General features: G+C 38.3%; 11 protein-coding genes. 3 read left to right on the forward strand and 8 right to left on the reverse strand.

Annotation, left to right across the window (positions count from 1 at the left end; translation table 11 throughout):
* Positions 1 to 64 precede the first annotated feature (64 nt).
* From kdsB to FNN08_RS06300, 5 genes are all read right to left on the reverse strand, one after another.
* A complete protein-coding gene (gene kdsB / locus FNN08_RS06280; protein ID WP_143583859.1) occupies positions 65 to 829 on the reverse strand; it encodes a 3-deoxy-manno-octulosonate cytidylyltransferase in 765 nt (254 codons plus the stop codon).
* Complete coding sequence (locus FNN08_RS06285; protein WP_143583860.1) at positions 829 to 1,014, reverse strand: Trm112 family protein; 186 nt, start codon at positions 1,012 to 1,014, stop codon at positions 829 to 831. The genes kdsB and FNN08_RS06285 overlap by 1 nt, the downstream gene beginning before the upstream one ends.
* Positions 1,004 to 2,011 carry a tetraacyldisaccharide 4'-kinase gene (lpxK, locus tag FNN08_RS06290; protein WP_143583861.1) on the reverse strand — a complete coding sequence of 336 codons (1,008 nt, stop codon included), beginning with the start codon at positions 2,009 to 2,011 and terminating at the stop codon, positions 1,004 to 1,006. The genes FNN08_RS06285 and lpxK overlap by 11 nt, the downstream gene beginning before the upstream one ends.
* A 54-nt stretch (positions 2,012 to 2,065) precedes the next feature.
* Positions 2,066 to 3,814 carry a lipid A export permease/ATP-binding protein MsbA gene (gene msbA, locus FNN08_RS06295; RefSeq protein WP_143583862.1) on the reverse strand — a complete coding sequence of 583 codons (1,749 nt, stop codon included), beginning with the start codon at positions 3,812 to 3,814 and terminating at the stop codon, positions 2,066 to 2,068.
* 102 nt (positions 3,815 to 3,916) lie between these two features.
* The gene (locus FNN08_RS06300) at positions 3,917 to 6,229 is read right to left on the reverse strand and encodes a DNA internalization-related competence protein ComEC/Rec2 (protein ID WP_143583863.1); all 2,313 of its coding nucleotides are present in this window, start codon (positions 6,227 to 6,229) and stop codon (positions 3,917 to 3,919) included.
* 92 nt (positions 6,230 to 6,321) lie between these two features.
* Here FNN08_RS06300 and FNN08_RS06305 point away from each other — a divergent pair, with 92 nt between their 5' ends.
* Positions 6,322 to 6,831: a DUF2062 domain-containing protein gene (locus FNN08_RS06305; protein WP_143583864.1), complete on the forward strand. Its 510-nt coding sequence runs from the start codon at positions 6,322 to 6,324 to the stop codon at positions 6,829 to 6,831.
* Positions 6,832 to 7,081: 250 nt separating this feature from the next.
* Positions 7,082 to 7,879, forward strand: a complete 798-nt coding sequence (locus tag FNN08_RS06310) for a hypothetical protein (protein WP_143583865.1) — start codon at positions 7,082 to 7,084, stop codon at positions 7,877 to 7,879.
* Positions 7,880 to 7,966: 87 nt separating this feature from the next.
* On the opposite strand, the gene lolE is transcribed toward FNN08_RS06310, so the two are convergent.
* From lolE to FNN08_RS06325, 3 genes are read right to left on the reverse strand one after another with little or no spacing between them, the layout of a single operon-like run.
* Positions 7,967 to 9,214, reverse strand: coding sequence for a lipoprotein-releasing ABC transporter permease subunit LolE (gene lolE, locus FNN08_RS06315; RefSeq protein ID WP_143583866.1), 1,248 nt, complete (start codon positions 9,212 to 9,214; stop codon positions 7,967 to 7,969).
* Complete coding sequence (gene lolD / locus FNN08_RS06320) at positions 9,214 to 9,903, reverse strand: lipoprotein-releasing ABC transporter ATP-binding protein LolD (protein WP_143583867.1); 690 nt, start codon at positions 9,901 to 9,903, stop codon at positions 9,214 to 9,216. Before lolD ends, lolE begins: the two co-directional genes overlap by 1 nt.
* The gene (locus FNN08_RS06325; RefSeq protein WP_143583868.1) at positions 9,896 to 11,134 is read right to left on the reverse strand and encodes a lipoprotein-releasing ABC transporter permease subunit; all 1,239 of its coding nucleotides are present in this window, start codon (positions 11,132 to 11,134) and stop codon (positions 9,896 to 9,898) included. The genes lolD and FNN08_RS06325 overlap by 8 nt, the downstream gene beginning before the upstream one ends.
* Before the next feature lie 203 nt (positions 11,135 to 11,337).
* Here FNN08_RS06325 and mfd point away from each other — a divergent pair, with 203 nt between their 5' ends.
* Complete coding sequence (mfd, locus tag FNN08_RS06330) at positions 11,338 to 14,820, forward strand: transcription-repair coupling factor (protein ID WP_143583869.1); 3,483 nt, start codon at positions 11,338 to 11,340, stop codon at positions 14,818 to 14,820.
* Positions 14,821 to 14,864 lie beyond the last annotated feature (44 nt).

Here is a 14,864-nt window from a genome sequence, read left to right on the forward strand (position 1 = left end):
GGAGCTTACGCTCCTTTTTTAATGATTAATATTAGCTTATGACCTGCCCTTCTAGCTTCTACTTTTACAGTGTTTTAGCATATGCCCTAGCTTTTTCTAAATCTTCTGGCGTATCAACACCTTCTACCGGCAAATGCGACTCGGCAACTTCCACATGGATGCGCTCACCTTGCCAAAGCACTCTTAGCTGCTCTAACGCTTCTATGTGCTCAAGAGCACTGCTTGGCCAGTTGACATAATCTTTGATAAAACCAGCACGATAAGCGTAAATACCAATATGGCGTAAGTAAAAATCCCCTACTTGCTCGATAATGGTTTTATTTAAAAAACGCTCCCTATCATAAGGAATAGTTGCTCTGGAAAAATACAGAGCATAACCGTCTTTATCACACAAAACTTTTACTGCATTTGGATTTAATGCTTCTTCGACACTATCAATATTTACCGCTAAAGTAGCCATGCGAGCTTTGGTTTGCCCTGCTAAGTTTTTTGCTACTTGCGCAATATTGGCGCTAGGAATAAATGGCTCATCGCCTTGCACGTTAACGATGACTTCATCATCTGCAAATTGATAATGCTCTACAACTTCAGCTAAACGTTCGGTACCCGATTGATGGTCAGCTCGAGTTTTACACACTTCGCCGCCAAAGCCAGCTACCACATTAGCTACGTCATCATTATCAGTAGCAACAATAACCCGCTGTGCACCACTGTTTTGTGCTTTTTCAACCACCCATTGGATCATTGGTTTACCATTAATATCGGCAAGTACCTTACCTGGTAAACGTGATGATTGAAAACGCGCTGGTATCACCACTGTAAATTTCATTAGCTACGCTCTTCTTCAGTCAATGCTCGCGCTTCTGTTTCTAGCAGCACGGGAATATCTTTTTCAATTGGATAAACCAAGCGATCAAATTTACAAATTAATTCGTTTTTATCTTTAGAAAATTCAAGCTTACCTTTACATACCGGACACGCAAGAATATCAATTAAGTTTATATCAAAGGCCATAACTTTTACTTCTCGTTATAATTAAATCTATAATTTGCTCACCTTGTTGTAATTCAAAGTGAGCGTCAACTGGTAAATACCATGTATTATCATTTACCAAACCACGGCATTTTACCGCATCTTTCTCTGTCATAAGCAAGGCAATATCTTGCTCAAAATCCGCAAAGTCAAGCTCACTATATTTGTGATGATCAACAAAGCCAACTTTTTTATTTAAGCTAAAACCTAAGTCATTTAAGCTGTTAAAAAAACGCTCAGGATTACCAATACCAGCTAAGGCATTAACTTTATTATTTGCCTGTGACTCTAAAAAGCTATCAACATCAATTCGTTGCTGGCTATTAATGTTAATTAACTCTTTACCTTGTAAGGTCATTAGATCTTCGCCGACTCCAGCTAAACCACCATTGACGATAATTTTATCAACTGTTTTTAAACGCCATAAACCTTCTCTTAAAGGCCCTGCAGGCATTAACCAGCCATTACCAAACCGGCGTTTGCCATCAACAATAACCAATTCAACATCACGTTTAAGTTTATAGTGTTGTAAGCCATCATCACTAATAATGATATTACAGCCCAACGCCATTAATTTTTTTACACTAGTTACCCGATCGCTAGAGACCATCACCGGCACTTTACAGCGTTGATAAATTAATACCGGTTCATCGCCAGCTTGCATCGCTGTAACATCATCGGTTACTAGCAATGGCTCTTGTTGCTTACTACCACCATAGCCGCGACTTATCACCCCAACATTTAAGCCTTTATTGCTAAGCTGCTCAATTAAGTAAATAACCATTGGCGTTTTACCATTACCGCCAACCCCTATGTTACCTACAATAACCACTGGAACGTTTAATGCTTCTTGCTTTAATATTTTCAGTTTAAAAAACAAGCGGCGCAGGCCAGACAACAACCAAAATAAGAAGTTTAATGGCAGTAGTAACCATTTGATCGGGTGGTTTTGATACCATGCGCGTTCAATTAATCGCAAAAGACTCCCCTTTGCTCAACCACACTGCTCTGCCTCATTTGCTTAGCCATACGATTATGACTCTCCAAATTGGAAGTTGTGCAATTGAGCATAAGCGCCATCTTTTGCAAGTAACTCAGTATGAGTACCTAACTCTAATAACTCACCTTGTTCCATTACCGCTATTGCATCAGAGCTTTCAATGGTAGACAGGCGATGAGCAATAACGATACAAGTTCGATTTTTTTGCAGATAGCTTAACGCATCTTGAATATGACGTTCAGATTCAGTATCTAAGGCACTGGTTGCTTCATCTAAAATTAAAATAGGCGCATCACACAGTAAAGCTCTAGCTATCGCTAGGCGCTGGCGTTGACCACCACTAAGCATAGAGCCATTTTCGCCAATTTCGGTATCTAGCCCATCAGGTAAGTTTTTAACAAATTCTAATACATGAGCACATCTGGCCGCTTCTTCAATTTGCTCACGAGTAGCATCAGGTTTGCCATAGGCAATGTTATTAGCAATAGTGTCATTAAATAAAACAACCTGCTGAGATACATAGGCAAATTGTTGACGTAGCTGACTCAGTTTATAATCTCTTATATCTTTACCGTCGATGCAAACGGTGCCTTTACTGGCAATATAAAAACGTAGCAATAATGAACTTATAGTTGATTTACCACTACCTGAGCGCCCAACCAATGCTAGCGATTTACCTGGTGCAACTTTAAAAGATAGCTGCTTAAGCGCAAGGTTTTCACTGCCTTGATAATTAAAGCTAACATTTTTAAATTCAATCTCACCACGTGCATGTTCAATATCAATAGTACCAGTATCTTCTTCAATATCTTGGTCTAATACATGAAAAACACTCGCACAGGCCGCCATACCTTTTTGAAATTCACTATTTACGGTAGTGAGCAGTTTTAACGGACGCAACATCATCACCATAGCGGTAAGCACGGTAGTGAAAGCACCGGGTGATAAATCGCCAACAACATCATCAAGGCTTGAAATATACAAAACGAAGGCTAAACCAAAAGACGCAATAATTTGAATAATAGGTACACTCGATGATTTAGTTGCCACCATCTTCATTAACTGCTGGCGATTTTGATTGTTTATTTTAGAAAAACGTTCAGACTCTCGTTTTTGTCCGCCAAAAGACAGTACCACTTTATGACCGTTAAAAGTTTGTTCTGTAGCACTCGTTACCTTACCCATCATGCCTTGAATGCGCTTGCTTACTTCACGAAAACGTTTCGATACGAATACCACAATAGCGGCAATAATCGGAATAATAAGCAGAAATATCGATGAAAGCTGCCAGCTGTTATAGAACATTAACGCGATCAAGCCGATAACAAATGCGCCTTCTCGGATCAGGGTTAATAATGCTTTTGATACCGCATTAAGTAACTGTTGGGTATCATAGGTAATTTTGGAAATAAGATTACCTGTTGATTCTTTATCGTGAAAAGGCACCGGCATGGCTACAATATGTTCAAACAGTTGCTGTCTTAAACGCATAACCACATGATTACCCATCCAAGCTAAACAATAAGTCGCAACAAAATGAGAAGCACCACGAATAAGAAAAGCACAAATAACAAAGATAGGGGCATACTTCATCACATTAGGATTAGTGTCAGTTAAGCCTTCATCAATTAAAGGCTGCAGCTGTGAGAATACAAGAGTATCAACCGCGGCATAACCTAACATGCCGATAATAGCGAAGAATAACCCAAGCCTTAACCCTCGGGTATAATTGAAAAGTCGTCTAAAATTTTGCCAAGTTGTTGCTTCTGATGATGACTGCATAAAGCTCTCTGATGATAAATTTCGCATGCTAAAATTTCACAAGTATTTTAACGCTAATTCACTGATATACAAAATATAATAGCAAATTGATGAGATATATCGCTAATTATCAACAGAAACTTGACGCCATGGCCAAAAAGGCAGCATATTTTGTCGATAAGTTCGCACCTTAATGCCACTTTTCGTTATATCAAATATTAGCATACCAGTTTCAGCTGTATTAAATTGCTCAGCGTTAATTTGCTTATAGTGACTAACAACATCACTTTTGGGAAACTGCCAACGGTTATAAAAGCCAGTGCTATGAACAACAAACTCAGGTGATAAAACGTTTAAAAACGCAAGCGAAGATGATGTACTTGAGCCATGATGCGGCGAAATAAGTAGGCTTACTTTACTAACGGCTTTCGTCCTCACTAACCGCTCTTCAACAGCACTACTGATGTCCCCAGGTAATAATATGCTGTTATTGCCATCCTTAATCAACAATACACAAGAATCATCATTTTCAGCAAAGCCATCATTATTGGGCCAAATAAATTTAAGCTCAAGCCCCTGCCATGTATGCGTTTTTCCAGCTTGGCACGGCAAGTTATTATTATCATTATAATAATAATAACTTGCTAAATTATTGGCTTTTAATTGTTTAATGCCACCGGCGTGATCGTTATCACTATGACTTATCATGGCAAAGTCTAATTGCTTAATAAACTGTTGCTGTAAATAAGGTTGAATTACCGTATCAACCATATTAAACCCAGACGGATAAGCAGCTCCAGTATCATAAAGTATCGCCTTGCCTTGTTTTTGTATTAAAACGGATAGTCCTTGGCCAACATCAAATACCACTAACTGCCAGTGCTCTTGCTCTTTGAAAAAATAATTCAGCAAGTAATGTGCACTCCCTCCTAAACAACTAAAAATAAACAGATAAGCGCTTAGCTGACTAAGGGTAAAAAAGCGAAATGAGCACAGCAATAAAAATACAGGAAATACTAAAACTAAAGCTATGTTTAATGCACTTGGGAGTAAGACAAACTGTTCAAACTGACTTAACCATTGTAAATACTGCCAACTTATATCAAGAAAAAATAAAGCAATTGATAGAATAAACTGGGCAACATCAATTGATATCCAAGAAATGATTGCTGCAACTAATGACAATGGTATGGCAGTAAAGCTTAATAACGGCACGACAACAATATTCGCTAAAGGGCTTAATAACGAAACTTGGCCAAATAAAAGTACCGTCAAAGGTAACAACAGTAAATTTATAGCCAACTGAATAAGTAATAAACTACATAAGAAACGACTTATTCTATTTAAGTTGCTAAAAAGATAACCATATCGCCAAATAACAAACAAAATACAAATGAGCGCAGTAACGGATAAATAAAAACTAGCATCAAGAATAGCAAAGGGCTGAATGACGATAATGAGGCTAATAGAGAGTAATAACCAGCGGATATAACTCACCTTCTGCTGACTTACTCTTAACCCCCAATAAACGAGTAGCATAATTAAAGCCCGTACTGTCGGAGTGGCAAATCCGGCAAGATAAGCATAGAAACAAGCTAACGATAAACTAAAGACAATCGGTAAATAAAATGAGTTACGCTGTGATAATAAACTCGCGGGTACAAGGTAGATAAAACCACGAGCAAAGTACAAGCCAAACAAAGCTATAAGGCCTAAATGTAAACCTGAAATAGCAATTAAATGCTGTGTTCCTGTCGCACTAAGCACTTGCCATTGTTGCTGACTTATTGCCGTTTTATCACCTATAGCAAGAGCAATAAATAAAGGCTTTAACGGGCTATCCTGTAATAACTGCAAGCGCTGATACATTTTTTGACGTACGCTGTTATGCTCTGAAATAATATTATTTTGTGTAGCTTGTTTAACATAACCACTGGCAACAATTCGTTTTTGTAACAACCAGCGCTGATATGAAAATGCCCCACTATTAGCTAAACCATGGGCTGGTTTTAGTTTTACCTTTAATTGCAGTAAGTTGCCTTGCTTTGGCTTAATGTGAGGTTTTTGCCAGGTTAAGCGCACTAAAAACGGTTGTGCTAAGGATTGCTCAGCTATTTTTTCAACCAAAAAATTAAAACGCAGTGTTTTTTGCTCATCAACAATTAAGCTATCAACTGTGCCGGTAATGATCATAGCTTTTGAATTTATTTGATTTTCTGTTAGCCCATTAGTAGCGGTCCATGAGAAATGCAGGTGTGCACAGAGCAATAAGTAGCAAAGCCCGAGCAAAAAGCAAAATAATTTAGTTGTTGGTACAAAAAATAGCAGATAAAAACAAGACAAGCCTAAAAACAAAATATAGAATAATGGCGGTACTATTGGTAAAAATAGTGACGCCAGAGTTCCAACAATAAAAAAAAGCAAGCACCGATCCATAGTGTTTATCCTTTATTCCCTTTTAGTGGGAGTATTTAGTATACTGAATTTATTCAGCGTGACTTAAGTGACTCATATAATAAGCTTTATTTATGCCCAAAAAATTAATTAAACGATGGTTGCCTGATCAGCACACCATCAAGTCAAATAAACATCTGCAAATCTTTGGCGATGTTTTACATGATGCCAACCTATGGCACCTTAACCGTCGCTCAGCATCGAAAGCCTTTGCGATAGGGTTATTTTTTGCTTTTATTCCAGTTCCATTTCAAATGATGCTAGCCGCGGGCTCAGCTATACTTTTTAGAGCAAATTTACCATTATCAGTAGCATTAGTTTGGATCAGTAACCCTATCACAATACCACCAATATTTTATGCATGTTATAAGCTTGGCACATTATTGCTCGGCGTGCCTGAACAAGAGTTTGTTTTTGAATTAACTTGGGAATGGGTGGTATCAAGTTTAGGTACTGTCAGCGGACCATTCTTATTTGGCTCTGGTGTTTGCGCAGTGTTTTTCTCAACAATAGGTTATTTTGGCATTAATATTTTATGGCGTTTATCTGTTTCACGTAGTTGGAAAAAACGCGAACACCGTTAAAAATCGACAATTAAATATTGTGAAGATCTCGTCTTCACAATATTTCCTTCCCCATTAAAACTTTATACTTTCAGTTTTTTATATTATCGATTTAATCCTTTAGCCCACCAAAGTCGCATTAAATAATACCTTTGGTAGCAATAGACTTAACTTTAATCATTTCAATTAGCATTGCCAGCCTTTCTTGTTAACTTATTTTTAACACTTTATCCAAATGAACAGACAAGTGTAAATTATAGGGAATAAAACAATGAAAAATTTAATTTCAACTTTGTTGTTAATGGTGACAATAACTGGTTGCCAGGCAGGCGATACAAACTCTGAAAATGTAAATCATAGCGACTCGATTAAACTACATATTGATATGGACAGCTATATTGATGATTTTTCTCAATCACAACCAACTAGAACAATACAATTTAACATAAGGATATTTGCCGATGATGGTGTTTCAAAAAGCCAAATCATTGTTAACCCTAACGATGAATTTGAAATAACCATTGATGGATTTACTTATGACTTAAACCAACAGTTTGATCAAACATCAAGTTTAACCGGTTTTAGCCGCTACAGCGCTAAACTAAACAATGTCGATAAGGACATAAAGAAAGTTTCTGTGCGATTAAAAATCCATACCGGTGTATATCAAGCTACCTATACCATTCCAAAAAGTTTAAAAGTTAACAATTACTCTAAACGTTCTATGATGTTTAATCCTATGTATGATGCGATTGATTTATCCTGGATAGCAGAATCACACCCGAGTAAAGTAAGGGTTGTACACGAACTTTATGCTAAAAGCTCAAGCAGTAAGTGTTCAACTTTAGATAATGAGTATTTAGTGCAATACCATGAAAACTCAGTCTTTATTAATCCTGGTTTTACTCAAGCAAGCTGTGCACAAGCTGATAATATTGAAAAGGTTAAAACCGAAGTTACATTAAGCACTGATAACGAAAGTTTACATTGGGATTATCGCTCATTTGATAAGAGTTCGTTTAGTTACCAAGAGACTTACACTTGGAAAAATGAATGGACCGCACCTTAATTGAAGCAGTTAGGAAAAGCTAAAAAATTAAGATAGAAGGTGTATAAACTCACTATACACCTTCTATATCGCAAACTTTTAACTTACCTAGCCACCTTGTCCTAATACCTGTGCAGGATCGATCTTGGTTGCTCGCCAAGCTGGATATAAAGTAGCGAGTAGACTTAAAATAAAAGCAGCAAAAACAGTAAAAACCACATCGCGCATATCTAATTGAGTTGGCAAGAAATCGATAAAGTAAATATCACCAGATAAAAACTTAACATTAAAAAAATCTTCAATATTACGAATAATCGACGTTAAATAATTAGATAAATATACGCCTAACAGCGCGCCAGAAACACAGCCTAAAACACCGTTGACTATACCTTGATAAACAAAGCTCATCATGATGGTAGATGACTTTGCCCCCATAGTTTTCAAAATAGCAATATCACTTTTTTTATCATTAACCGCCATAAATAAGCTCGAAACAATATTAAAGCTTGCCACGGCAATTACCAATAACATCACCACAAACATCACAGTTCGCACTAGTTGGATGTCGTTAAACAAATGGCCTTGGCTGCGAGTCCAGTCATTCATATATACATAAGCGTCGAGTTCAAGACCTATATCGCGAACAATACTGCGCGCTTGATATACATCTCTAACTTGTAAGCGTAAACCATGCACACTATCTTCGATGCCAGCGAGTTTAGCTCCTTGCTGCATTGACATAAAGGCTGATGTTTGATCTATAGCACCACCAAATTTAAAGATACCGCCAATGATCATATTGCGTTTAATTGGCGCGGCAAATTGCAAGCTATTACCACTCGTTTTGCGAGGTAATAACAGCTGTACCGTGTCACCAACTTGCAATTTGAGTTTTTTGGCTATGCCATCGCCAACAACCAATGAATTCTCGTTTAGTGACTGCCAGCTGCCTTGATGGACATAATCAGCTATCGCTGAAACCTTCATTTCAAGACTTGGCTCTACAGCGCGTACTTCTAAGCCTTTAACATTGTCGCCTTTTTGTAATAAGGCATCGAGTTTAATTAAAGGTGCTGCGGCAACTACATTGGGGTGTTGTTCTATTTGAGCAACGTGTTTTTGCCAGTTATCAATTGGTTTACTTACCGCAATAAACTCACCATGAGGTACTACCGAAAGCAGTCTTGAGGTTAACTCGCGCTCAAAACCATTCATTGCTGATAACACTAAAATAAGCACCATTACCCCTAAGCCGATGCCTAAAGTAGAAGATGCCGAAATAAACGAAGCAAAGCCATTACCTTGGCGAGCTCGCACATAACGAAGACCTAAAAAGATGCTTAATGGGCGAAACATTAAATAGCCACCAACTTACCGTGATCTAACTTAAGCTGCCTATCCATGCGCGCCGCTAAAGTTAAATCGTGGGTAACCACAACAAAACTGGTGCCTTCAGATTGGTTAAGCTCTTTTAATAATTGAAATATTTGCTCGGCAGTATCAAAGTCTAAATTACCCGTTGGTTCATCAGCTAATACTAATGACGGCTTGCTCACCAGTGCCCTTGCAATAGCGACACGTTGACGTTCCCCGCCAGATAGCTCACTTGGTCGATGATGCATACGATGCTCTAAGCCAACTTTAATTAACATAGCTTTAGCTGCTTTTGCCGCATCGCTTGGTTTATCACCACGAATCAATAATGGCATAGCGACATTTTCTTCGGCGCTAAACTCCATCATTAAATGATGAAATTGATAAATAAAACCTAAATGCTTGTTGCGAAACTTAGCCCGCTCATTATCTGATAATGCATAAATATCGATACCATCAATTGCGACTTGACCACTTGATGGCGTATCAAGTGCTCCAGCTAAGTGCAAAAATGTACTCTTACCACAACCAGAGCTACCAACGATGGCTAACAATTCACCCGATTTAACTTCTAAATCTAAGCCAGTAAGCACCGATGTTAACTGTGGTCCTTGTTGATACTCTTTAACCAATTGTTGGCAGACTAATACACTCTTTCCATTACTACTCATTTCTTAACACCTGTGCCGGTTGCGTTTTTGACGCGCGATATGCTGGATACAACGTTGCCGTAAAGCTCATGACTAACGCCGAACCAATAATAATAAATACTTGCGATATTTGTAGATCAATCGGCAGGGTTTGCATAACAAAACCAGATCCTAAAATATTAACCCCAAAAAGAGATAGCAGTGAGTTGATATTTAACGTAAAGATAACACCAACTATAGCGCCTAAAAACGTGCCCCACAAACCATTAACCATACCTTGGGTGATAAATATTTTTAACACCCCAAATGGACTCATTCCTAACGTTTGTAAAATACCTATTTCGCCTTGTTTATCAATCACCACCATAACTAGGGCAGAAACAATATTAAATGCTGCTACAGCGATAATTAAACTTAGCATCAACCACATCATATTTTTTTCAATTTGTACGGCTTGAAACAAACTGCCTTGGCTAGTATTCCAAGTGTGCATACTAAGGCCATGAAAGTTTGATTTTAAAGACAAGCCTGTTGCAACCGCTTGAGCATTAAACGCATCATCAAGATAAAGGCGGATTTTATCCACACCATCACCTTTACGGCGCAGTAATTTAGCTGCATCTTGGCCGTGAATAAGGATCATTTGATCGTCAACTTGCGACCCCATATCAAACACACCAGCTAAGGTAAAGGTTCTCTGCACTGGCACCCTACCCATTGGCGTAAATATAGTTTTAGTTGGTAAAACTAATCTTACTTTAGAGCCTATTCTAATACCCATATCACGAGCTAATTTAACCCCCATGATCATTTGATACTTGCCAGCAACTAGAGAATTGAAGTCACCAGATTGCATATTTTGTGCTATCGATGAAACCTGTTGTTCATATTCAGGATATACACCTTGCATCAAGACCCCACGCAGCTGCGTTGCCGATTGCACTAAAGCATCACTTTCAATGTAAGGGGTGGCTGATTGAATGTGCTTAATATCTTTAAGCTCGGTTAATAATTGCGGCCAGTTACCAATATGCTGCTGCTCGGTTTCAATAACAACATGTGGTACCAAGCCTAAAATTCGTTGTTTTAATTGACCTTCAAAGCCATTCATTACTGAAACAACCGTGATTAATGAAGCTACACCTAATAAAATTCCGGCGATCGAAAAGAAGGTAATAAAAGAGACAAAACCTGAGCGTTTTTGACTACGACTATAGCGTAAACCAATGAAGAGACTAACCGGTTGAAACATTTATAATTATAATTTAATAGAGAAAGTATGTTGATGATAAAAGCTTGCTTAGACAAGTACAAGTTAGATAGTGATAAATTAACATTTAAATTGTAACTATTTTATCTTCAACAGCGCTTGCATGCTATCTAAACTTATCAAAAATGGCTATTATAGCTAGCTTAAAATAATTTAAATTTCAGCGTCTGGGAACTGTCTTAATAATGAGTCAAACTAGCAATATTTTTTCGCCCGTTTTAGCCTCTAGTAAAGTTAATGCCAAAACTAAAGATAAAAAACACTGGTCAAGTTTGGCCGGTAGTAGTGCTACATTAGCGATTTATCACGGTGCATTAAACGCCCATTCCCTTACTTTGATAGTAACACCCGATACTGCAAGTGCACTGCATTTAGAGCATGAGTTAAATAGCATTAATGAAGAGCAACTCGACATATGCTTATTTCCTGATTGGGAAACCTTGCCATACGACAGCTTTTCACCGCACCAAGACATAATCTCTCAGCGTTTATCGACCCTGTATCAATTATCCCGTATGCATACCGGTATAGTGATTGTACCAGCGCACACATTAATCCACCGTTTACCGCCAAAAAAGTACTTAGAAGCCAACAGCCTAATAGTAAAAAATGGCGACAAAAAAGACTTACAAGAGTTACGCCGAGAACTTGAATCATCAGGTTATAGAGCCGTTGAGCAAGTAATGGAACATGGTGAGTTTTGTGCTCGTGGCGCTATTTTAGATCTCTTCCCTATGGGCTCTAGCTTACCCTTTCGACTGGACTTTTTTGATGATGAAATAGACTCAATAAGAACCTTTGATGTCGATAACCAACGTTCGACTGATAAAATTAAGGCCATAGAGTTATTGCCTGCGCATGAATTTCCTACCGATAAAGAAGCTATTAATTTATTTCGCAGCCAATATCGTGAAGAGTTTAAAGTAAACCCAGATAAAGAATCTGTTTATCATCGAGTAACGCAAGGAATTATGCCAGCAGGTATTGAATACTATCTACCGCTGTTCTTCGAAGAAACCGCGAGTTTATTCGATTACTTACCTGATGATACCCAAGCAATGATCATAGGAAATATCGATAAAAACTTAGAACAGTTTTGGCTTGATATAAATTATCGCTATGAAGATCGTCGTTACGATCCAAACAGACCATTATTAGCGCCTGATAAACTGTTTATTTCTCGAGAAAATCTATTTGCTAAATTAAAATTACTCGACCGAGTTAATATCGACAAAGAAGCTAGAACAGCAAAAGCCGGGGTTTATAATTACAATACCCAAGCACTGCCTAACATTGCGGTTAACCACCAATTAAAACAGCCGCTATCAGCTGTTTGTGGATTCTTAGCCAATGCTAGCGATAACAAACAAAAAGTTCTGTTTATTGCCGAAAGCCAAGGCCGAAGAGAAACCTTGTTAGAGTTACTGGCACGCGAGTCTATTCGCCCTGAAAATGTTGATAACATTTCCGACTTCCTTGAAAGTAAATGCGACATTGCCATAACAGTCAATGCCCTTACCCACGGCTTTATTGTTAACGATAAAAAAAGCTTCGCCTTTATTACTGAAGACGACTTATTTACCGATAGAGTTAAGCAAGCAAGGCGCAGACATAAAGACCAAGAAAGTAATTCAGAAGCCATATTCAAGAACTTAACCGAGCTCACCATCAATCAGCCAGTAGTTCACATAGAACACGGTGTGGGTCGCTATCAAGGTTTACAAACCATTGAGAATGCAGGCATTAAAACCGAGTTTTTAATGTTAAGTTACGCCAATGACGCCAAGTTATACGTACCAGTTTCCTCATTGCACCTTATCTCAAGATACTCAGGTAATGCTGGAGAAAATGCACCACTAAACAAACTAGGAACCGACTCTTGGAGTAAGGCGAAGAAAAAAGCGGCAGAGAAAATTAAAGACGTTGCCGCCGAGTTATTAGATATATTTGCCAAACGCGAGCAATGTCATGGTTACGCCTTTAAACGAGACAAAGAAGATTACCAAAACTTTGCCGAAAGCTTCGGCTTTGAAGAAACCGAAGATCAACGCAATGCCATAACCAATGTTATCGCCGATATGCTCGACCATAAACCTATGGATAGATTAGTTTGTGGTGATGTTGGCTTTGGTAAAACTGAAGTAGCGATGCGCGCCGCATTTATTGCCGCTAATGATAATAAACAGGTTGTTATCTTAGTGCCAACTACCCTTCTGGCCCAGCAACATTATGAAAACTTTAAAGACCGATTTGCCAATTGGCCAATAAACATTGAAGTATTATCACGTTTTAAAACAGCCAAGCAGCAAAAAGAAATTATTAGTAAAGTAGGTACAGGCCATATCGATATCTTGATCGGTACCCACCGTTTACTTAACGACAGCATAAAATATCATGATCTTGGCTTATTAGTCGTAGATGAAGAGCACCGATTTGGGGTTAAACAAAAAGAGCGCATTAAACAATTGCGCGCCAATGTTGATATCTTAACCCTGACAGCAACGCCTATTCCTCGTACCCTAAATATGGCAATGGGCGGGATGCGCGACTTATCAATTATTGCCACTCCACCGGCAAAACGTCTTGCGGTAAAAACTTTTGTTAGAGAGCGAGAAAACGCATTAATTAGAGAATCAATTTTGCGTGAAATTTTGCGTGGCGGGCAAGTTTACTTTTTACATAACAATGTCCAAACCATAGAAAAAACCGCGCAAGAATTACAAGAATTAGTACCTGAAGCAAAAATAATTACTGCGCATGGACAAATGGGTGAGCGCGATCTTGAACGCATAATGAGTGATTTTTATCATCAGCGTTACAACGTATTACTGTGTACTACCATTATTGAAAACGGTATCGATGTACCAAGTGCAAACACCATTATTATGGACAGAGCCGATCACTTAGGTTTAGCACAATTACATCAACTTAGAGGCCGAGTTGGACGTTCACATCACCAAGCCTACGCATACTTATTAACGCCACATCCAAAACGCATGACCAAAGATGCAGCAAAACGCCTAGATGCCATCGCGCAATTAGAAGACTTAGGCGCTGGTTTTGCCCTTGCTACTCACGATTTAGAAATTCGTGGCGCTGGTGAATTACTTGGTGAAGACCAGTCAGGTCAAATGGCCAGTATCGGCTTTAGCTTGTATATGGAAATGCTTGATCAAGCCGTAGCAGCTCTAAAAGAAGGTAAACAACCAAGTTTAGAAGACTTAAACAATAAACACACCGAGGTTGATTTAAAAGTACCTGCCTTGTTACCTGATGATTATATCTTTGATGTCAGTATGCGATTATCATTTTACAAACGCATCGCAAGTTGCGACACTGATAATCAATTAGATGATATTCAAGTAGAGTTAATCGACCGATTTGGCCTGTTACCTGCTGCTACTAAAAATATATTCCATATGGCAAAACTGCGTATCCAAGCAGAAATTTTGGGTATCACCCGTATCGATGTTAATGAAAAAGGCGGCATGTTTGAATTTAGTAATGACACTAAAATCAACCCTATGGTGATTATTGGTTTAATGCAGCAACAGCCAAGAATATTTAAAATGGATGGCGCGAGTAAGCTTAAATTTGCGATCCCTAGCCCAGATCACAAAGCGCGATTTACTTTGGTTAAGCAGATGATGAAAGATTTAACCGCTTAACGCCTTAACTAAAAATGAAATAAAATAAGCTCAGGCTATTCAGT

Origin of the sequence: Thalassomonas sp. M1454 (assembly GCF_007097525.1) — a bacterium.
GTDB lineage: Bacteria > Pseudomonadota > Gammaproteobacteria > Enterobacterales > Alteromonadaceae > Thalassotalea_A.